This is a genomic window from Hymenobacter aquaticus, from assembly GCF_004765605.1.
Classification (GTDB): Bacteria; Bacteroidota; Bacteroidia; order Cytophagales; family Hymenobacteraceae; genus Hymenobacter; species Hymenobacter aquaticus.
This window is the reverse complement of sequence record NZ_SRLC01000002.1, coordinates 660237-681574: the sequence shown is the minus strand read 5'-3', so window position 1 is coordinate 681574 and position 21338 is coordinate 660237. Positions and strand designations below refer to the sequence as shown.

Below are 21338 nucleotides of genomic sequence, written 5' to 3'. Positions count from 1 at the left end.
AAGGCGGCAGCGGCCGGGAAAGGCCGACCGGCCGCACTCAGGCAAATTTAACGGCAAACCTGACACTTGCTCTAGTTGTTGCTTGGCGGGCCGCGAGGTGCCGGCCCCGGCCAAATTCCTGGCCCCGGGGCCAGACCAAACCAGCGGCGTTTTCGTAGGTAAGCCGTGATGAAACAACTGAAAATCTACCTCCTGGGCCTGGTGCTGGTGCTGGCAGCCTGCTCCCAGAACCGCTCCGACGCCCAGACCTTCCGCCGCTCTACCGCCGGCGCCGAACCCAAAGACCTGCGCGGCCTGGCCGTGGCCACCTTCGCGGGCGGCTGCTTCTGGTGTACCGAAGAAATTTTCGAGGAGCTGCGCGGCGTCCGGCAAGTGGTGTCGGGCTACGCCGGGGGCCCGGAAAAGAACCCCACCTACGAGCAGGTGAGCAGCGGCCAAACCGGCCACGCCGAGTCCATCCAGGTGTACTACGACCCCAAGCAGATCAGCTACCAGACGCTGCTCGACGTGTTTTTCCTGGCCGGCCACGACCCCACGACCCTCAACCGCCAGGGCCCCGACGCGGGCCGGCAGTACCGCTCGGTGGCGTTTTACCGCACGCCCCAGGAAAAGCAGCTCATCGAAGCCACCATTAAGCGGGTGGATGCCTCCAAGCACTACGCCGCCCCCATCGTGACCCAGGTGGTGCCCTTCCAGCAGTTCTGGCCCGCCGAAGACTACCACCAGGGCTACTACCGCCTCCACCCCGACAACCCCTACATTCAGTCGGTGTCGACGCCCAAAATCGAGAAGTTTCGCAAGGCCTTTAAAGATCAGCTGAATACGCAGTAAAAACGAGCCCCGGCCCCCAACGGCCGGGGCTCGTTTTTGCTGCCCCCCGCACCCGCCTCCGGGCGGCCGGGTTTATTCCCTCCGGTTGGGCTTCATTGTCTGCGGGCGGACTTATATTTGCCTGGATTGCTGTTTCCCGTTGTTGCCGGGCGCAAGAAATCGGCTGTTTATCCTTCGTTGCTAGATTCCTATGCCCGCTGCCACCGTCGACTTTCACCTCATCTTTGACTCGCTCCCGACCCCGCACCTGATTTTGTCGCCGGCGCTGGCCATAGAGGCTGTCAACGAAGGGGCGTGCCGCATCCTGCGCCGCCCGGCCGCCGAGCTGATCGGGGTGGAGGTGCTGGATATTCTGCCGGCTTCCGTAGCCGGACCCGAGTATACGGCCAGCTTGTGGCGCACCGCCCTGCGCGAAGTCCTGGAGCACCTCGACACCCGCCCGGTAGCCACCCAGCGCTACGACGTGCCCCACCACGACGGCTCCATGACCACCCATTACTGGCAGGCCACGCTGCGGCCCATCGTGGAGCAGGGGCAGCTGCGCCACGTGGTGTGCCGCGTGCTCGACGTCACCCAGCAGGTGCTGGCCGAAGAGCGGGGCAGCTTCAGCCGGGAAAGCTTCAACCTGCTCACCCAGGCCACCCACGACGCCATCTGGGACATTGACATGCGCACCGGCACCGTGTGGCGCAACGAGATGTTCACCACGCTGTTTGGCCACCCGGCCGGGCTGGCTCCCGACTCGCAGCTCTGGCAGCAGCACGTGCACCCCGAGGAGCGGGCCGCCGTGGAAGCCGCCCGCATTGCTACGATGGCGGGCAGCGGCTCGGTGCTCAACGATGAGTACCGGTTTCGGCGCGCCGACGGCTCCTGGGCCGAAGTGCTGGACCGCGCCTACATCGTGCGCGACGCCGCGGGCCGGGCCGTGCGCCTGCTCGGGGCCATGCAGGACGTCACCCAGCAGCGGCAGGCCGAGCGCGAGGCCCAGCAGCACGCCCGGCGCTTTCAGGTGCTGGCCGAAGTGCAGCCCCAGCTCATCTGGACCACCGACGCGGCCGGCCTCATCGACTACGTCAACCCCTACTGGGAGCAGTATCTGGGCCTGGGAGTGGCCGAGTCGCGGCTGGGCAAATGGAGCGCCCTGGCCCACCCCGACGACATCGTCAGGGCCCGGGCAGTGAAGCTGCTCACCTTCGACGCCCAGCAGCCGTTCGAGCTGGAAATGCGGATGCGCCAGGCGGCGACGGGCAAGTACCGCTGGTTTCTGGTGCGGGCCGTGCCGGCCTACGACGCGGCCGGCCACCTCACCCAGTGGGTGGGCGCGGCCACCGACATCGACGACCAGAAGCGCACCGAGCAGGCCCTGCAGCAAAGCAACACGCAGTTCAGCAAGCTGCTCGAATCGTTGCCCCAGATGGCGTGGGTGTCGGCCCCGGATGGCACCGTGACCTACTTCAATCAGCGCTGGTACGACTTCACCGGCAGCCACTTTTCGGAGCTGCAGGACTGGGGCCCGTTTGTGCACCCCGACGACCTGCCCACCACCGTGGAGCGCTGGACCGCGGCCGTGCGGCGCGGCACCCGCTTCGAAACCGAGCACCGCTGGCGCGGCCGCGACGGGCAGTACCGCTGGTTTCTGGCCCGCGCCGAGCCCATTCACGACGACACGGGCCAGCTGATTTCCTGGGTGGGCACCAACACCGACATCGACGAAAGCCGGCAGGCGCGCGACCAGATGCAGCAGAAAGACCGGCTGCTGCGCCGCATCATGGGCCAGATTCCGGCCAACATCGGCACCCTGCTCGGGCCCGACCACGTCATCGGCTTCGTCAACGACGGGATGCAGCGCCTGTATGGGCCCCGCGCCGTGTCGGGCGTGCCCATTGCCGAGGCCCTGCCCGAGGTGGAAGAGCAGGGTTTCGTGGCCCTGATGCAGCAGGTGTATTCCAGCGGGCAGCCCTACTACGGCCTGGAGCAGCTCACGCTGATTGAAAACGAGCACACCGGCCAGCCCGAACCCCGCTACCTCGACTTCACCTACCAGCCCCTGCGCGACGAGGTGGGCCAGATTCAGGGCATTCTGGTATTTGCCATTGAGGTGACGGACCGGGTTCTGTCGCGGCGCCGGGCCCTGGCCCTGGACGCGGCCGTGCGCCAGCGCGACGAGGAAATGCGCGTCATGACCGAGGCGCTGCCCCAGATAACCTACACCAGCCAGCCCGCCGGGGAGCCCACCTACCTGAGTCCGCAGTGGTTTGCCTACACCGGCCAGCCCGCCACCGACAACCTGGCCAGGCTGCTCCAGGAAGCCATGCACCCCGACGACGTGGCCGCCACCAACGACTCCTTCGCGGGGGCGCTGGCGGCCCGCCAGATCTGGAGCGGGGAGCTGCGCCTGCGCCGCCACGATGGCGAGTACCGCTGGCACCTGAGCCGGGCCGTGCCGGTGCTGAACGACCTCGGCCACGTGGTGCGCTGGTACGGCTCGACCACCGACATTCACGAGCAAAAGCAAATTCAGGCCACGCTGCGCTGGAGCCAGGAACGCTACGAGCTGGCGGCCCTGGCCACCAACGACGCCATCTGGGACTGGGACCTGCTGACCGACGCGGTGACCTGGAACCCGGCCATTGAGCGGGTGTTCGGGTACCAGCCCCGGCAGGTAGAGTCGAACGTGAGCTGGTGGTACGAGCAGCTGCACCCCGACGACGCGGCCCGGGTGGTAGCCGGCATTCACGCCGCCATCGACGCGGGGCTGGCCGATTGGCAGGACGCCTACCGCTTCCGCCGCGCCGACGGCTCCTACGCCCACGTCTTCGACCGGGGCCACGTGGCCCGCGACGCGGCCGGCCGGGCCACCCGCATGATTGGGGCCATGCAGGACGTGACGCTGCAACACCAGGCCGAAATGGCGTTGAGCCAGCGCGAGAAGGAGTTTACGACCCTGGCCAACGCCATGCCCCAGCTGGCCTGGATGGCTAACCCCGACGGCTGGATCTTCTGGTACAACGAGCAGTGGTATGCTTATACCGGCACCGATCTGGCCGAGATGCAGGGCTTCGGGTGGGAAAAAGTGCATCACCCCGACCACGTAGTACGGGTGCGGGAGAAGTGGCTGGCGGCCGTCGGCAGCGACCAGCCCTGGACGGATACCTTCCCGATGCGCGGCAAAGACGGCGAGTACCGCTGGTTTTTGTCGCGGGCCCAACCCATTCACGACGAGCAGGGCCGGGTGGTACGCTGGATCGGCACCAACACCGACGTAACCGAGGCCCAGCGCATCGAGCAGCAGCTCAAGGAGCAAAACATGGAGCTGCGCCGCATCAACGAGGACCTGGACAACTTCGTGTATACCGCCTCCCACGACTTGCGGCAGCCGATTCACAACATGGCCGGCATCTTCGAGGAGCTCACCCGCACGGCCTACTTCCGCGACCCGGAGGCCATGAAGCTCGTCACCATGTTTGAGCGGGCCCTGCAGCAGATCGACGACACGATTCATAACCTCTCCGAGCTGGTGCAGGTGCAGAAGCTACGCCACGAGCTGCCCACCGAGCCCGTGCCGCTGGAACCCCTGGCCCGGGAGGTGCTGGCCAGCATCGGCGAGCAGCTGGCCAACGTGCGCGCCATCGTCACCACCGACTTTACCGCCGCCCCGGTCGTGCAGTTCGTGCGGCCCAACCTGCAGAGCGTGCTCTACAACCTGATCAGCAACGCCCTGAAATACGCGGCCCCGAAACGCACGCCGCGCATTCACCTCTGGAGCGTTCAGCAGGACCACTACCTGGTGCTCTGCGCCCGCGACAACGGCCTGGGCATCGACCTGGAACGCTACGGCAGCCAGCTGTTCCAGATGTTCCGGCGCTTTCACGACCATGTTTCCGGCTCGGGCATGGGCCTGTACCTGATCAACCGCATCGTACAAAGCTACGGGGGCCGCATCGAGGTAGAAAGCCAGCTGGGCAAGGGCACCACGTTCAGCATTTATATTCCGGTGGGCAGCCTCGGCCCGGTAGCAGCGCCGCAGGAGCCGGTTTTCTCAATATAATTTGGGCAACGCTGGCAATTCTGGCCCGGCAGGTTGTTTCTTGCCGGCTGTACGTATGCCCGTATATGCCCTTACCGCTCCTGACCTCTAAGCTGCCTGATGTAGGCACCAGTATTTTCTCCGTCATGTCGCAGCTGGCGGCCGAATGCGGCGCCATCAATCTGGCCCAGGGCTTCCCCGACTACGACCCGCCCCAGGCCCTGACCGAGGCCCTAGCCCGGCACGCGCGCACCAGCGGCCACCACCAGTACGCGCCCATGCCCGGCCTGCCCCGCCTGCGCGAAGCCATCAGCCACAAAACCGCGGCCGTCTACGGCGTGGCGGCCCCCAACCCCGACACCGAAATTACCGTGACCAGCGGGGCCACCGAGGCGCTGTACGCCGTGCTGGCCGCCGTGGTGCGCCCCGGCGACGAAGTACTGGTGCTGGAGCCCGCCTACGACCTCTACGGCCCGGCCATCCGGCTGCAGGGCGGCACGCCGGTCTACGTGCCCCTGCGCGTGCCCGAGTTCACGCCCGACTGGGACCAGGTGAAAGCCGCTCTCTCGCCCCGCACCCGCCTGGTGATGATCAATACGCCCCACAACCCCTCGGGCGCGGTGCTTTCGGCCCAGGATATGAATACGCTGGCCGAGCTGCTGGCCGATACCAACGCTTTCCTGCTCAGCGACGAGGTGTATGAGCACATGGTCTTCGATGGGCAGCGGCACCACAGCGCCTTGCAGGTGCCGGCCCTGGCCGAGCGTAGCTTCGTGCTGTCGTCGTTTGGCAAAACCTACCACGCCACGGGCTGGAAAGTGGGCTACTGCATTGCGCCTCCGGCCCTCACGGCCGAGGTGCGGCGGGTGCACCAGTTCCTGACCTTTGCCGTGAGCACGCCCGCCCAGCACGCCCTGGCCGACGTGCTGGCCGACGCCGAGCAGTACCGGACCCTGCCGGCTTTCTACCAGCAGAAGCGCGACTTGTTCGTGGGCTTGCTACAGGCGTCGCGCTTCGAGCTGCTGCCCGTGCCTGGGTCCTACTTTGCCCTGGCCCGCTACCACCAAGTTTCGGCCGAAGGCGACGCGGCCTTTGCCCAGCGCCTCACCCGCGAGTGTGGCGTGGCGGTTATTCCGGTGTCGGCCTTCTACCACGATGGCCTGGACCAGGGGCTGATCCGGTTTTGCTTTGCCAAGCGCGACGAAACCCTGCGGCTGGCCGCCGAGCGGCTGTGCCGGGTGTAGGGCGCGGCCTTCTCGAATTCAAGTGCTACTGTTGTTTCACCGGGACGGGAAGCGGCGTAGGAACTATCAGGAAATAGCTTGCATTCTTCCCGCAGGAAGTGCTATATTTCTTTGATACAATCCCGACGCTCTTCTCACTACCTCAACCTACTGCGCGTGTCTGACTTAACCGTTTCCTTCGTTCAAGCCTCCCTGCAATGGCACGACCCGGCCGCCAACTGGGCCGAACTAGGCCAGCATATCGAGGAGATTTCCATTCGCACCGACCTGATCGTGCTGCCGGAAATGTTTACTACCGGCTTCAGCATGGATGCCGCCAGCCTGGCCGAAACCATGGACGGCCCCACCGTGGCCTGGATGAAACAACTGGCCGCCGACCGCGACGCCGTCGTGACCGGCAGCCTGATTATCCGGGACCAGGACCGCTACTACAACCGCTTGCTGTGGGTGCGACCCGACGGCACGCTGAGCTACTACAACAAGCGCCACCTGTTTGGGGTGGCCGGCGAGAAAGACGTGTACACGGCCGGCACCGAGCGGCTGATTGAGGAGTGGCGCGGCTGGCGCATCTGCCCCCTTGTGTGCTACGATTTGCGCTTCCCGGTCTGGAGCCGCAACCCCAGCACCGCGCCCTACGACTTGCTGCTGTACGTGGCCAACTGGCCCGCCTCGCGCCGCACCGCCTGGATTACGCTGCTGCGCGCCCGGGCCATCGAAAACCTGGCGTACACCATCGGGGTGAACGTGGTGGGCATCGACGGCAACAGCCTGGCCTACGCCGGCGACTCGGCCCTGCTCGACATGCGCGGCGAGTACCTAGTGGAAGTCGGCAACCACGAAACCAGCATCACCCGTACCCTGCGCCGCGCCGACCTGGAAGCCTTCCGGGAGCGGTTCCCGGCCCTGAACGACGCGGACACTTTCTCGTTGGGGGAGCCGGTATCGGAGCTTTCCCACCACGGGTAGCTCTTCCGAAGCGGCCAATAAAAAAGCCTCTGCCATGGTGCAGAGGCTTTTTTATTGGCCTGAGTCCGCCGCTTTGTTACTGCACAATCAGGCGCTGCACGCCGGCTTGCCCGTTGGCCGCTTCGGCGCGCACCAGGTACACGCCCGGGGCCAGGCCGCGCAAGTCCAGCGTGTGCTGCTGGCGTAGCGTGGCGTCGGTCCGCCGGACGGGGCGGCCCAGCACGTCGAGCACCACGAGGCGGGTGGGGCGGGGCGTTTCGATGGTGGCGGAGGTAGCCGCCGGGTTGGGATACACGCTCAGGGCCAGGGCCTGGGCGGCGGCCGGCTTGGTGCCCAGAATCAGCCCCCGAATGCCCAGGGCGACTACGCCACCGGTTTCGGTGCCGATGAACAGCTCCGGGGCCCCGTCGCCGTTCACGTCGGCGGCGGTCAGAGTGTATAGGTTTTCGATGCGGGAGCCCAGCTCCAGGTTCTCGAAGCGGCCCAGGGTGTTATTGTAGAGCACGTCGGTGCGGTCCAGGAAGATGGCGCCCTGGCCGCGGTAGTTGCTGAAGAAGTGCAGCCGCCCCAGCTCGTCGATGGTGACCAGGTCGGGCTGCCCGTCCCGGTCGAAGTCGGCCACGGTGGCGGCCAGGTTGTTGGGCCGCTCGTCGTCGGGGGTGCGGAGGTGGCCAAAGTCATTGTTGACCAAGGCAAACGCCCGGCTCAGGGGCTGGCTGCCGTTGTTGCGGTAGTAGCGCAGGGCCTGGCCCGGAAAGTCGAAGGAGCTGCTATTACTGCTGAGCAGCATGTCCACGTACCCGTCGCCGTCCACGTCGGTAAAGCAGGGCGTGTCGTAGACGCGGGCCGGCACGTTTTCGAGCAGCGTGGGCGAGGCCGTGTTGAAAGCCGCCGGCTGCGCGGCCGGGGCCGTATTAAAGATGTAAGCAATGAAGTTGTAGGAGCTGTTGCGGTGCCCGAACGCCGAGTAGGCCAAGTCCAGGGCCCCGTCCCGGTTCAGATCGACCAGCACCGGCCGCAGCGACAGGTAGTTTTTGGCCGCCAAGTTCAGGTAGTCGTTGGTGATGAGCTTGAACACGGGCTTGGCGGCCGTGCCCACGTTCTGGTAAAACCACAGCGACGCCCGGTAGAAGCCGCTGGCCGTGGCCCGGCTCACGCCCCCGATCAGCATGTCCTTGAGCCCGTCGCCGGTCAGGTCGCCGAAGGCCGGCGCGGCTTTGTCGCTCACGTCCAGCATGTCTTTCTGCAGGAAGTTGTTTTGCCGGAAAGCGAAGTTGGGCACGTTGGTGGCGCTGGTATTCTCATACAGCCACACCGTCTGGTGGGTGTCGATGGTGTCGAGGTGGTCGAACACGTTGGGCGTCACCACCAGGTCGGGCCGGCCGTCGAAGGTCACGTCCAGCGAGTACGGGGCCGGAAAGTTGGGCAGGCGCACGGGCTTCGCGGCCGGGAAATTGTCGCTGACGCCGGCCCCGGTGAAGCGGGCCGTGCCGCTGGTGCCGGCGTTGAGGATGCGCACCAGCTCCGAGCAGTTGTCGCGGGCCGTGAGCAGGTCTTTGTCGCCGTCGCCGTCCAGGTCGATGGGCAGCAGGTTGTTGCCGCTGGTGTGGTTGGGCTTGAGCGCGCTGCGGCAGGCCTCGCCGGCGAAGCTAAACGACGAGCAGCTGGTGTAGCACGTTTTCAGGCCGCCCCACTCGTCGGTTACCTTCTGAAACGACAGGCCGCCGCAGGCCGCCGTGCTGGTATTCACGAAGTAGTGAATGGTGGCGCTGTTGATGTAGTTGAAGGTGGTGATGTCGAGGCGGCCGTCGCCGTTCACGTCCTCAATAGCCGGGGTGTTGTAGCCGCCGCTGTTGATGTTGATCAGGCCGCCGTTGGGGCCGGGGTCGAAGTACTCGAGCTCGTCGCTCACCTGCTGGAACGTGGGGCGGCCGTCGGCGCCGGCCACGTTGCGGTACACCCGGATGCTGCCGCTGATGGTGCCCATCGTGAAGAGGTCGGGCCGCCCGTCGCAGTCGTAGTCGCGCAGCTGCACCCAGTTGCTGAGGCCGGTGGTCGGAAACAGGGCCTGGTACTCGGGCGCGTACTGCCACTGGCGGCCGCCGCTGGGGCCGGCCACGTTCAGGAACGTGAGGGAGCGGCGCGTCTGCCGGTCGAAGAGGTAGAGGTCCGGCTGGTTGTCGCCGTTGAGGTCGATGCTGGAAAAGTGCGTCGTGTTCAGGCCCCCGGCCCAGGGGGCGCGCAGCGTGTCGGTGCCGTGTACTACTTTTGCCACCGACTGGTATTCCAGCCCGAACGGGGTTTGGGCCGCCGCGCCCAGCGGCAGCCCGACAGATAAGCCTAGTAAAAACAGGGTAACGAAGGGTTGGCGCATAGGTCGTTCGAGTCGTTTAGAGCAGAACAAAAGTAACGTCAAGGTACGCACAATCAGCATGGAAGATATTGCGGAAGTATACGCCCGGTTTCAGCAGAGCACGGCCGTCAGCACCGACTCGCGCCAGGACCAGACCGGCACCCTGTTCGTGGCCCTGAACGGCCCCTCGTTCCGGGGCCGCGACTTCGCTCCCCAGGCCCTGGCCAAAGGGGCCCGCTACGCCGTGGTCGACGACGCGGCGCTGGCCGCCACCGACCCGGCCCGCTACACCTACGCCCCCGACCCGCTGCTGGCCTTGCAGCGGCTGGCCCACTACCACCGGCGGCAGCTGGCCATTCCGGTTATCGGCATCACCGGCTCGAACGGCAAGACCACGACCAAGGAGCTGCTCCACGCCGTGCTCAGCCGCCGCTACCGGGTGCAGTACACCCGCGGCAACCTCAACAACCACATCGGCGTGCCCCTCACCCTGCTCAGCATTACCCAGGAGCACGAGCTGGCCATCGTGGAAATGGGGGCCAACCACCAGGGCGAAATCGACCTGCTCAGCCACCTGGCCGAGCCCACCCACGGCCTGATTACCAACATCGGCAAGGCTCACCTCGAAGGCTTCGGCGGCGAGGAAGGCATTGCCAAGGGCAAAAGTGAGCTGTTCCGCTTCCTGGCCGCTACCGGCGGCACGGCCTTCGTGAATACCGCCGATGCCCGCCTGCCCGGCCTGGCGGCCGTGGTGGCGGAGCAGATTACCTACCCCGGCCCCGCCGACACCTACCCCGCCGAGTTGCTGGCAGCCGCACCCCAGGTGGTGTTACGCCTGCACGACGGCACGGTAGTCGAGGCCCAGATTACCGGCGGCTACAACTTCCTGAACCTGGCCGCCGCCGCCGCCGTGGGCACCCACTTCCAGGTACCGACCCCGGACATTGCCACCGCCCTGGCCGGCTACGCCCCCACCAACAACCGCTCCCAGCTGGTGAGCACCAGCCGCAACGAGGTGGTGCTCGACGCCTACAATGCCAACCCCTCGTCGATGGCCGCGGCCCTGACCAGCTTCGCCGCCCGCCCCGCCCCCGGCGGGAAGGTGGTCATCCTGGGCGACATGTTCGAGCTGGGCGAGGAAAGCCAGGCCGAGCACCGCGCCCTGGGCGAGCTGCTGGCCGCCCAGCCCTTCGGCACCGTGCTGCTGGTGGGCCCCGACATGCAGCACGCGGCCCTGAAGCCCGAGTTCCTGCACTTCCCCACCAAGGCCGCAGCCGCCCAGTGGTTAGAAGCCCACCCCCTCACGGGCCAGCAGATCCTGATCAAAGGCTCCCGGGGCATGGGCCTGGAAACCCTGCTACCACTGGTGTAAGCCGGCCCACCGGCGGGCGAGCCCCAGCGGGGCGACATGTCTATAGCAACCCAGGCACGCAACCCAACCAAGCCCCAGCGGGGCGACATGTCTATAGCAACCCAGGCACGCAACCCAACCAAGCCCCAGCGGGGCGGCATGTCTATAGCAACCCGGGTACGCAACCCAGCCGAGCCCCAGCGGGGCGGCATGTGTATAGCAACCCAGGCACGCAACCCAGCCGAGCCCCAGCGGGGCGGCATCCGGTACCGCCCCGCTGGGGCTCGGAAAAACGCTCGAGGGCTGATTGCTATAGACATGCCGCCCCGCTGGGGCTTTGTTAGAATAGTTGCCCGGATTGCTATACACATGTCGCCCCGCTGGGGCTTGGTTGGGTTGGGTGCCCGGGTTTCTATACACATGTTGCCCCGATGGGGCTCCCTTGGGCTGGCGGGATTATCACAAAAAAGGCCGCCCCGGTACTCCGGGGCGGCCTTTTCAGTAGGAGACCCTAGCCGGGCGGGCTAGGCGCTCAGGGTGGCCCGGTGGGCCGTGACCTGGGCAATAAAGTCCTGGATGAAGGGCACCTGGATGTCAATCAGGCCGCTTTCGGCCTCGGCTTCCAGCAGCACTTCGGGGCCTTGCTGGCCTTGGCGGGCCAGCAGCGCGTCGCGCCGGTCGGTGCTGACGCGCAGCTCATTTTCTTGTTTTTCGCGGTTCTTGCCGGCGGGCAGAGTGGGAATAACCGGCGTCATGGCCGTGATAAAGGCGTTGAGGCTGACCAGCTCGGCCGCGTCGCTGGTGGCCGAGGTAGTCAGGTTACTGGTCCGGCGGCCGGTTTGGGCGTCGTGGTAGCCGAGCAGGCCGAGCTTGGCGTTGGCGTAGGCCAGCACGGCGTCGCACTGGGCCCGGGTGGTGAGCAACGAAAGGGAGTAATTCATGAGAAACGTAGTAGTAAAACTGATAAGAAGACACTAACAATACCGCGTGAGTACCCGTCGGCTTCTAAAGCTACATTTCCTATTTCTCAAACTCAAGGATGGCGGCCGTAAGTTCTTGAATTTCTGCCTCCAGCCCCCGCAGACGGGCCCGGGCCAGGGCGGCGGCCGCCGGGGACAGGGGCGCGGTAGTGGCGGCCAGGCGCAGGGCCAGCCCTTCGAGCCAGTGGGTGTCGCGGGCCGCGTCGGGGGTGGCGCGGGGGTAGGGCGGCAGCGGCAGGGCGGGGCCGCCGGGAGCCAGCCAGTCGGGCTGGGGCAAGGGGGCGGCCAGCAGGGGGCCCAGCACCCGCACGGCCCAGCGGCGGCGCTGGTGCCGGGCCTGATTGGGCTGGCGCTGCTGCCCCACCTTGTAGGTCAGGTCGGTGCGCAGCCACTGGCAGCGGTCCAGGCGCTGGCGCAGGGCCGCCAGCCCCTCGGCGGCCTCGGCCGGGTCGGGCGGCGGGGCCTCGTCGCCGTCGGTGAAGGCCGGGGGCACGGGGCCGTGGCCGTCGGGCGGGGGCAGCTGCCGGGCCAGCACTTGCAGGCGCTGGTCGGCAACGGGGCCGAGCTGTTTGCGGCCGGCCTCTACGGCGGCCAGGAACTGCTGGTTTACGCCCACGAAGGCGGCTAGCTCGGCTTGTGTGAGGCCAAAGTGCTGGCGTACGGTGGCAGCCAGGGTCAGCGTGGCGCGACATGGGCGAGTGGAGCATTGGTTGTTAAAAAATAAAAATAAATTTTTTAACAACCACGGCTTACCCTACCGGCTGGTTGTGGAAAAATTTATTTTTATTTTTTAACAACCAGCTGGTAGGGTAAGCCAGCTGGTACGCGCCAGCCGGTAGCCACCCCGCAACGCCCAAAGGTGCCCGGCGGCCCCAATCGGGAGCGGATAGGCGCGTTTGGTAGCAGCTTGGGTAGGTGGGCTTGTCCTTGTCCAGATCCTCTGAATTGCTCCGGCTATATGCCGGAACACTTTATTGATATTGCTGGCATCCTCCCAGAAAACGTAAACCACCGTGGCTGTTGCAGAAGTACTGGCCAGCAAGTTGCTGCATTCGTAGCAGGAAGATGCAAGGCAGGAAGGATTTTACCGACAAGGTCGTGACTCGTTTTCGGCTCTCCGAACGGGTCCCGGCCCATAACCTCTACCGCCGACTCGCGGAACTGGTGGACTGGACATTTCTCTATCAAGAAACGCGCGCCCTCTATAGTCACACCGGGCAGCCCTCGCTCGACCCGGTGGTCTTCTTTAAGCTCGTGCTCGTGGGCCGGCTAGAAAATCTGGTCAGTGACCGGCGCCTGGTCGAGCACTGCGCCCTGCGGCTGGACATCCTCTTCTTCCTAGGCTACGAAGTGGACGAGGAGTTGCCCTGGCATTCCACCGTGAGCCGGACCCGTCAGCTGTTTCCGGCCGCCGTGTTTGAGCGCCTCTTCGACCACGTCTTTGCCCAGTGCGTGGCCCAGGGCCTGGTGGCGGGCGACATACAGGCCGTGGACTCTGCCCCGGTCAAGGCCAATGCCTCGCTCGAAGCGGTGCTGGAAAAGGGGAAGCCGAGTACCAGCGCCCCATTTCTAGCCACGGGCGAGCCCACTCAGCCGACCGCCGCTGCCCCCGCCGTGACGGCTCCGGCGCACCAGCTGCGCCAACTAGCCACGAGGCAACGTCAGCGGCAGGGCGCACCGACCGGCGCTCTTGGTGCGCAACACGAACAGGCGCGGCTACTGAGCAACAAGACCCACTACAGCCCCACCGACCCCGACGCGCGCATCTCCATCAAGCCCGGCAAAGCCCGGGCCCTGAACTACCTCTGCAGCCTGGCCGTGGACACGGCTAAGGGCGTGATCAGCCACGTGCAGGCCGATTTGGCCGATAGTCGCGACAGCCTGCACCTACCCCGCTTACTCACCGGCCTGCAGCAGCGGTTACGGTCCCAGCAGCTGCGCATGCAGGAGCTGCTGGCCGATGCGGGCTACGCCAACGGCACCAATTACGCCCTGCTCGAAGCCCAACAAGTCACGGCCTGGATCCCGGTTTTTGGCCGCTATAAGGCCGCTATCGAGGGCTTTACTTACCGGCCCTCAACCGACGACTACACCTGTGCCGCCGGCAAGGTCCTCTCGTTTCGTAAGTACGACACCTCGGCTGACGGCACGGGGCTGAAAATCTACTGGGCCACCTGCTCAGACTGCCAGCAGTGCCCGCTCAAGCCCACCTGTGTGCCCGGGGCTAAGCGCAAGCAGCTCACCCGCACGCTCTACGACGAGCCGTACCGCCGGGCCTGGCAGCGCCAGCAAAGCCGCCGGGGCCAACACATGCGCCGGGTGCGCCAGGGCACGGTGGAGCCCGTCTTCGGGAATCTGCTCCACCACTACGGCCTGCGCCGGATGAACGTGCGCGGCCAGGCCGGAGCCCACAAGACGATGCTGCTCACGGCCGTAGCCTACAACCTGAAAAAGCTGCTTAAGTACCGGCTCAACCGGCAAGTGAGCCTGGCCATGGCCCTACCACAGTCATTACTGGCCGCTGCCAGGCGCTCGTATAGCTCAACTGCCTGACCTTGACGCACAGATGGAAACTCGCACAGTCCCGGGCTGGAAAAAGAACCGAACGAAACGAGTTCTGCAACAGCCACCCTCCTTTTCCTGAACCGCTGCCCGTGCACGTCTACTGGCATGGCAAAGTGGTCCTACGGACCAGTTTGAGTTCAGGAAACTGGTTCCCCTTTCAAAGTTCACTTAACCCGGATTGCCGATGAGTTTCCTGAACTCAATCTGGTCGGAAAATTGGGGTGCAGACCGCGCAGCTGCGCCGCCGCCGCTCAGAAATTGAAGTCGCGGGGCTCGCCGGCCAGCTCCCGGCCGCGCAGGATAAACTTGGGGTGGTAGGTTTCTTCCTCGCTCCAGTTCACCTCGGCGAAGGGCTTCTGGTCGCCGTACTGTTTCGGGCCCGTGAGGGGCAGGCCCAGGGCGCGGTTCTGCTCTTGCTCCTGCCACACGGCGGGCAGCACCTCGGCCAGCTGGTGGCCCCAGGCCCGCATGCCGGCCGCAATAACCGCCTGCCGCCAGTCGGCGTGGGCGGCGATGGGCCAGGGGTTGGTCTGGTCTTCCAGGGCCCGCTCAATCCACAGGTTGGCCTCGAACAGGTAGCCGTGGCGGCGGCGCTCATCCTGCTGGTCGGCCTCATACCAGCGCAGCAGGCGGGGCAGGTCGGCGGGGTCCTCAAACTGCCGGAAGTAGGGCGCCAGGTCGTCGCGGTGCAGCACCAGGGGGTGCCAGGGCAGGGAGGCGGCCATGTCGCCGCGGGCCCGCTGGGCGGCCAGCTTCTCGGCTTTGTCAGCTTCGGTCAGCCCGATGTAGTAGGCCTCCTTTTCGCCGCGCACGTCGGGCAGGGTCAGCAGCAGGTTCTGGCCGGTGGCCTCGTTGTGGTACTGGTACCAGGCGGGCAGGGTGCGGTAGCCCCGCCTGGTGGCGGCCTCGTAGCCGTCGTCGTCGTTGGGGCCATCGGCCTCGTCGGGACCCTGCTCCTCCCCTTCGGCGGTGCGCCGGAACTGGCGGTAGTTTTGCCAGGACCAGTTCTGGTTGGGCACGTACTGGTCGGAGCGCAGGTAGTCCTGGTAGAGGGCTACCTCGTCGGCGGTGATGGGCGGCAGCCAGGGGCAGTGGTCGATGTAGTCCTCCCACTGCCGAAATTCCTCGGTGTGGCGCACGCCGGGCAGCGTAATCTGCTCGGCCCGCCAGCGGCACTGCAGGTCGAACAGCTTTTTCTGCTGAATCTCCCACAGGTCGTGGGCCGCCGCCTCGCGCACCTCGATGAAGCGGGCCTCCGCCTGCTTCGCCAGGAAGGGCCCCTTGACGAAGGCGGCGGCCTTAGCATTGGCATACAGGCCCACGATCAACGACTCACTTTGGGGCAGGTAGGGTGTCAGGGCTTCGGCCAGGGCGGGATTGGCCCGCAGCTCGGCCGCGAACAGGCGCGTCAGGGCGGCCAGGTCGGGCTTGGTTTGGGCGGCTTTGATGTAGGCGGCCCGGGCTTCGGGCGTGGTGGGCAGCGCGGGTTCGGCCGCCGGGGAGTTCAGTTCTTCCATATGCAAGGCAACGGTTAGCGGATAGCCAATAGTATGCGCCCAAAGTAGCAAGTAGCCAGCGAAATAACCGGGCGGGCTACTAGGCACCGACCTTTACACCCGCGCCGACCAGCGCCTCGGCCACGAAAAAGCCCCTAACCGGGGCGGCCAGGGGCTTTTATTATGGTAAAACGAACCGTTTGGCACTCTGCCGGGAGCCGCGGCTCCCCCGCCCACCACCGCGCGGCAGTTTACTCGAAAGGCGAGTCGAAGTCGGCAAACAGGGGCAGCACCCGGTCCTTGTCGGAAACCAGGGGCGCGTCGATGCCCCAGTCGATGCCCAGCGTGGGGTCGTTCCAGCGCAGGCCGCCCTCGGAGCCGGGCGCGTAGTAGTCGGTGCACTTGTAGAGAAACAGCGTATTCTCTTCCAAAGCCATAAAGCCGTGGGCGAAGCCGGTGGGCACGTAGAGCATGTTGCAGCGCCGGGCGTCCAGCTCCACCTTCACGTGCTGCCCGTAGGTGGCCGACGAGCGGCGCAGATCCACTACCACGTCCACGACGCGGCCGGCGGCGACGCGCACGAGCTTGGCCTGGCTGTGGGGAGGCCGCTGAAAGTGCAGCCCGCGCAGTACGCCCACGCCCGAGCTGGATTGGTTGTCCTGCACCCAGTTGCCCACGGCGCCGGCCTCCTGCATAATCCGGGCGCTGAAAGACTCAAAAAAGGCGCCGCGCGGGTCGCCAAATACCCGAGGCGTAAACTCGATTACGCCGGCCAGAGCGTGATGCTTAATTTCCATTCAGGGAGAGAGGTTATTGAAATAGGGGCCACGGTGTGAGGGAGTGGCAAGGTAGGGAGAATCCGGGGCTAGCGCGCACGCGGGGCCACGGCCGCCACGATGCGCAGGTATTTATCCAGCACGATCTGCTCGTCGAACTTCTGCTCGGCCAGCTGCCGGCCGGCTTTGCCCATCGCCTCCAGCTCGGCGGCGCTCAGGCGCTGGATTTGCAGCATTTTCCGGGCCAGGTCGGCCGCGCTACGAACTTCGCAGAGCAGGCCGTTCTGGCCGTCCACCACGGTTTCGCGGCAGCCGGGCACGTCGGTCGTCACGATGGGCTTGCCCATAGCGGCGGCTTCGAGCAGGGTTTTGGGCGTGCCTTCCCGGTACGAGGGCAGCACCACGCAGTCGGCCCGCTGGATGTGCTCGGCCACGTTGTCGGAAGTGCCCAGGTACTCGATGTTACCGGCCTGGAGCCACTGCTCGAACACGGCGCGCTTCACCCCGATGTTGCCCGACTCGTCCACGCCGCCCAGCAGCTGCACCCGGGTGCCGGGCATGGCCTCGCGCACCAGGCGGGCCGCCTCGAAGTATTCCTCCACGCCTTTTTCGTAGAGCACCCGCGCTATCATCAGGAAGGTGAAGGGCTCGTGGCGCACAAACTCGGCGGCGGGCCGGAACCGGTTGGTATCGACGCCGGAGCCGGGCAGCAGGTCGGTGATGTCGGGGCGCACCAGGCCGTGCTGCAAGAACAGCTGCCGGTCGTCGTCGTTCTGGAAAAACACCCGCTTGGGGAAGCGGAAGGCAAACCGGTACAGGCTCAGGGCCACTTTGCTCACCAGGTTCTGCACGATAAACACGGTGCCCAGGCCCGAGACGTTGTTCACGCTCGGAATGCCGGCCAGCCGTGCGGCCAGCGTGCCGTAGATGTTGGGCTTGATGGTGTACTGCAACACCACATCGGGCTTTTCGCGCCGGTAGATGGAGTAGAAGCGGCGGGTGAGCTGGGCGTCCTTTACGGGGTTGGTGCCCTTGTTTTCCATCAGAATCGGCACGTAGCGGCAGCCCAGCTCGGTTTCCAGCCGCTCAGAATAGGCGTCGGGCGGGGCTATGGCCAGCACTTCGTGGCCCGCGTCCTGCAGGGCTTTGACCAGGCTCCGGCGGAAATTCCAGATATTCCAGGACGTATTAATGACAATGGCAACGCGCATACTGCTGATTCGGGATTCGGGGTTGCAAAGGTAGCAGGTCCGGTTTCGGTATCGGCAAAAAAGTAGCGGCCCGGGGCGCGTTGCGTACCTTCGCCCCATGATTCGCCCGGCTTTCCTTCTGTGTGCCTCCGCGCTGCTGCTTACGGTGGCGGCGGCCTGCCACTCTACGCCCGCTTCCGCCCCGGCCGAAACGGCGGCCCCGGCCCCGGCTCCGGCCGAGCTGCCCGGCCAGGCCCTGTTCGCGCAGAACTGCGCCGTCTGCCACGGCCCCGACGGCAAGCTCGGCCTCAACGGGGCCCACGACCTGACCAAGAGCAACCTCAATGCCACCGGCCGCGTGTATATGGTAACCCAGGGCCTGGGCAAGATGCCCTCCTTTAAAGACCAGCTCAGCCCCGAGCAGATTCAGCAGGTCGTTGACTATTCTCTCACTCTAAAATAAGCGTCGGCCCGCGTGGCGCCGCGCCTGTTTTTCTTCCCACCTTCCGCACTCTATGGCGAATAAACCGTCCTCCAAAGGCCGTAAGCCCGGCAACAGCACCCGCCACCCCGGCTCCGTCGACGGCGTGTCGGGCCGCGTGGGCCGCATTCTGGCCAAGGCCAACAAAGATGGCACCTACGACACGGCCCTGGAACAGGAAACCGCCGTGCTAGTGGCCGTGCCCGACAAGCGCCAGCCCGAGCTCCAAACCCAGGAATACCTCGACGAACTGGCCTTCCTGGCCGAAACCGCCGGGGCCCTGGTCACCAAGCGCTTCGTGCAGCGTCTCGACAAGCCCGACATCCGCACCTTCGTGGGCGAGGGTAAGCTCGAGGAAATCAAGGCCTACGTGCGCCACAGCAACGCCAGCATGGTCATCTTCGACGACGACCTTTCCCCTTCCCAGCTGCGCAACCTCGAAGCCGAGCTCCAGGTCAAAATCGTGGACCGCAGCCTGCTCATCATCGACATCTTTGCCAGCCGGGCCAAGTCGGCCACGGCCCGGGCCCAGGTCGAGCTGGCCCAGTACCAGTACCTGCTGCCCCGCCTCACCGGCCTGTGGAGTCACCTGGACAAGCAGCGCGGCGGGGGCGTGAGTCAGCGCGGACCGGGGGAAACCGAAATCGAGACTGACCGGCGCGTGGTGCGCGACCGGATAGCCTTCCTCAAGGACAAGCTCAAGGACCTCGACAAGCAGAGCCTCACCCAGCGCAAGTCGCGCGCCGGACTGGTGCGGGTGGCGCTGGTGGGCTACACCAACGTGGGCAAAAGCACGATTATGAACCTGCTGAGCCGCTCCGATGTGTTTGCCGAGAACAAGCTCTTCGCCACCGTCGACTCCACGGTGCGCAAGGTGGTGCTCGAAAACACGCCCTTCCTGCTCTCCGACACCGTCGGGTTTATCCGCAAGCTGCCCACCCGCCTGATTGAGAGCTTCAAAAGCACCCTCGACGAAATCCGGGAGGCCGATTTGCTGGTCCACGTCGTGGATATTTCCCACCCTTCGTTCGAGGAGCAGATTGCCGTCGTCAACGACACGCTCAAGGACATCGAGGCCGCCGACAAGCCCATGCTGCTGGTCTTCAACAAGATTGACCGCTACGACAGCGGCGCCGAAGAGCACCACGGCGGCTTTGAGGGCATGAACCCCGACGAAGACGTGGAGCCCCGGCCCACGCTGGAGCAGCTCGAAGCCAGCTACATGGCCAAGATGCACGACCCGGTTATCTTCATTTCGGCCCAGGAGCGCCAGAATATCGACGAGCTACGGGCGTTGCTGGTGCGCCACGTGGCCACGCTGCAAGCCCAGCGCTACCCTCACCAGAGCTACGACGAAGCGGAATAATCTCCGCGTCCTCCATGACTACATATTCCCCGCCCGGCCCCTACAGGCCGGGCTTTTTTTGTGCACCTACTAACGGTGTTCCTGCCTTCAACTCGCTTAGGGAAACGGGCTAAAACCGCATGAACAAGGTAATGACAGTATTTTCATCTGTTCTTCACAAAGTCATAGAACTTAGAATATATACAAAATACCATGCATTATTTTGGAATTTTATCAATCAAAGCACACCATTTAGTATGATCTTACATATACATTTCCTAGATTGACAGGCTTTCCGTTCCTCCTTCCAAACCATTTCTCTCTTTCCACATGAAGAAAAACTTTTACGCAATTGCGCTGGCCTGCCTCGGGCTGGGAAATTTCGCCGCTCAGGCCCAAGACCAGCGCGCCGCCCCCGCTGATCTGACCAGCACCGGTATGCTGCCCACCCGCCAGTGCGCCACGATGGACGTGCTGGAGGCCCAGATGGCCGCCGACCCCAGCCTGGCCAAGCGCATGGCCGCCGTAGAGCGCCACACCGCGCAGGTGTTGTCGGGCTCGGCCGCCAACCGGATAACCGCCACGGTGACGATTCCGGTGGTGGTACACGTGGTCTACAACACCACGGCCCAGAACATTTCGCAGGCCCAGATTGACGCGCAGATTAAAGTGCTGAACGACGACTTCGCCAAAGCCAACGCCGATGCCAGCCTGGTGCCGTCGGCTTTCGCCGGAGTAGCCGCGGGCACCAACGTCCGGTTTGTGCTGGCCAAGCGCGACCCCAGCGGTGCCCCCACCACGGGCGTAATCCGCAAGTCGACCAAAACCCGCTCGTTCAGCAGCAACGACTTCGTGAAGTACAGCAATAAGGGTGGCAGCGACGCCTGGCCCGCCAGCCAGTACCTGAACCTGTGGTTCTGCAACCTCGGCCAGGGCCTGCTGGGCTACGCGCAGTTTCCCGGCGGCGCCGCCGCTACCGACGGCGTGGTATGCCTGTACTCGTCGGTTCCCGGCGGCTCGGCTACCAACTACAACAAAGGTCGCACGGCCACCCACGAAGTAGGCCACTGGCTGAACCTGCGCCACATCTGGGGTGATGCCAGCTGCGGCAACGACCTGGTAGCGGATACCCCGACTCAGCAAACCTCGAACGGGGGCTGCCCCACGTTCCCCCACGTAACCTGCGGCAACCAGGGCGACATGTCGATGAACTACATGGACTACACCTACGACGCCTGCATGTACATGTTCACCAGCGGCCAGTCGGCCCGGATGGACGCGCTGTTCACCACGGGTGGTTCGCGGGCTTCGCTGCTCACGTCGCTGGGCGGCACCGCTCCCCGCATGGCGGCCTCCAACACGTTTGGCTCGGCGGCGGAAGTGGCCATGTACCCCAACCCCGCCAGCAACGTGCTGAACCTGACCCTGCCCCAGACGACGGCCAGCAAGGCTTGGTCGGTGCAGGTATACGACCTGCAAGGCCACCAGATGAAGCAGGCTACCTACAACGGCCAGGGCCAGGTATCGGTGGCGCAGCTGCCCAAGGGCCTGTACCAGATGACCCTGACGAACGGCGAGCAAACCATCCGTCAGCGCTTCGAAAAGCAATAAACCTTTATCTTGGCAACGTGCTGACAGCTGTTGCAGCATCTGTTCAGCCTTCTGTTCCAAGATCCACACATCACTCACCGGAAAAGCCCGCCAATCTTGGCGGGCTTTTCTTTTGGGGTTTA

General features: G+C 65.2%; 15 protein-coding genes. 9 read left to right on the top strand and 6 right to left on the bottom strand.

Annotated elements, in window-relative coordinates; all coding sequences use genetic code 11:
* Positions 1-168: 168 nt before the first annotated feature.
* From msrA to E5K00_RS15600, 4 genes are all read left to right on the top strand, one after another.
* Entirely contained in the window at positions 169-831 is a 663-nt protein-coding gene (gene msrA, locus E5K00_RS15615) for a peptide-methionine (S)-S-oxide reductase MsrA (RefSeq protein ID WP_135464246.1), read from the top strand.
* 190 nt (positions 832-1021) lie between these two features.
* A complete protein-coding gene (locus E5K00_RS15610) occupies positions 1022-4879 on the top strand; it encodes a PAS domain-containing protein (protein ID WP_135464245.1) in 3858 nt (1285 codons plus the stop codon).
* A 65-nt stretch (positions 4880-4944) separates the two neighbouring features.
* Positions 4945-6102 carry a methionine aminotransferase gene (locus tag E5K00_RS15605; RefSeq protein WP_135464244.1) on the top strand — a complete coding sequence of 386 codons (1158 nt, stop codon included), beginning with the start codon at positions 4945-4947 and terminating at the stop codon, positions 6100-6102.
* A gap of 156 nt (positions 6103-6258) precedes the next feature.
* On the top strand, positions 6259-7068 hold the full coding sequence (locus E5K00_RS15600; RefSeq protein ID WP_135464243.1) for an amidohydrolase: 810 nt from the start codon (positions 6259-6261) through the stop codon (positions 7066-7068).
* Positions 7069-7144: 76 nt separating this feature from the next.
* On the opposite strand, the gene E5K00_RS15595 is transcribed toward E5K00_RS15600, so the two are convergent.
* Positions 7145-9442, bottom strand: a complete 2298-nt coding sequence (locus E5K00_RS15595) for a T9SS type A sorting domain-containing protein (protein WP_167856921.1) — start codon at positions 9440-9442, stop codon at positions 7145-7147.
* A gap of 58 nt (positions 9443-9500) precedes the next feature.
* Between E5K00_RS15595 and E5K00_RS15590 the strand changes: the two genes are divergently transcribed.
* Complete coding sequence (locus E5K00_RS15590) at positions 9501-10793, top strand: UDP-N-acetylmuramoyl-tripeptide--D-alanyl-D-alanine ligase (protein ID WP_135464241.1); 1293 nt, start codon at positions 9501-9503, stop codon at positions 10791-10793.
* 503 nt (positions 10794-11296) lie between these two features.
* On the opposite strand, the gene E5K00_RS15585 is transcribed toward E5K00_RS15590, so the two are convergent.
* A complete protein-coding gene (locus E5K00_RS15585) occupies positions 11297-11713 on the bottom strand; it encodes a hypothetical protein (RefSeq protein WP_135464240.1) in 417 nt (138 codons plus the stop codon).
* Positions 11714-11792: 79 nt separating this feature from the next.
* Positions 11793-12494 carry a helix-turn-helix domain-containing protein gene (locus E5K00_RS15580; protein ID WP_394346326.1) on the bottom strand — a complete coding sequence of 234 codons (702 nt, stop codon included), beginning with the start codon at positions 12492-12494 and terminating at the stop codon, positions 11793-11795.
* Positions 12495-12850: 356 nt separating this feature from the next.
* On the opposite strand from E5K00_RS15580, the gene E5K00_RS15575 reads away from it, so the two are divergent.
* On the top strand, positions 12851-14305 hold the full coding sequence (locus tag E5K00_RS15575) for an IS1182 family transposase (protein ID WP_167856920.1): 1455 nt from the start codon (positions 12851-12853) through the stop codon (positions 14303-14305).
* Positions 14306-14568: 263 nt separating this feature from the next.
* Here the strand turns inward: E5K00_RS15575 and E5K00_RS15570 are convergent, their stop codons facing one another.
* The 3 genes from E5K00_RS15570 to E5K00_RS15560 all read right to left on the bottom strand — a co-directional run bounded on the left by E5K00_RS15570 (position 14569) and on the right by E5K00_RS15560 (position 17800).
* Positions 14569-15834, bottom strand: a complete 1266-nt coding sequence (locus E5K00_RS15570) for a hypothetical protein (RefSeq protein WP_135464237.1) — start codon at positions 15832-15834, stop codon at positions 14569-14571.
* 230 nt (positions 15835-16064) lie between these two features.
* A complete protein-coding gene (gene rfbC, locus E5K00_RS15565; protein WP_135464236.1) occupies positions 16065-16610 on the bottom strand; it encodes a dTDP-4-dehydrorhamnose 3,5-epimerase in 546 nt (181 codons plus the stop codon).
* A 68-nt stretch (positions 16611-16678) separates the two neighbouring features.
* Entirely contained in the window at positions 16679-17800 is a 1122-nt protein-coding gene (locus E5K00_RS15560) for a glycosyltransferase family 4 protein (protein ID WP_135464235.1), read from the bottom strand.
* Between the two features lie 97 nt (positions 17801-17897).
* Between E5K00_RS15560 and E5K00_RS15555 the strand changes: the two genes are divergently transcribed.
* The 3 genes from E5K00_RS15555 to E5K00_RS23270 all read left to right on the top strand — a co-directional run bounded on the left by E5K00_RS15555 (position 17898) and on the right by E5K00_RS23270 (position 21216).
* Positions 17898-18242 (top strand): c-type cytochrome, encoded by a 345-nt coding sequence (locus E5K00_RS15555; protein WP_135464234.1) that lies wholly within the window; start codon positions 17898-17900, stop codon positions 18240-18242.
* A 52-nt stretch (positions 18243-18294) separates the two neighbouring features.
* On the top strand, positions 18295-19626 hold the full coding sequence (hflX, locus tag E5K00_RS15550) for a GTPase HflX (protein ID WP_135464233.1): 1332 nt from the start codon (positions 18295-18297) through the stop codon (positions 19624-19626).
* A gap of 309 nt (positions 19627-19935) precedes the next feature.
* On the top strand, positions 19936-21216 hold the full coding sequence (locus E5K00_RS23270) for a M43 family zinc metalloprotease (protein WP_135464232.1): 1281 nt from the start codon (positions 19936-19938) through the stop codon (positions 21214-21216).
* The last annotated feature ends 122 nt before the right edge of the window (positions 21217-21338 follow it).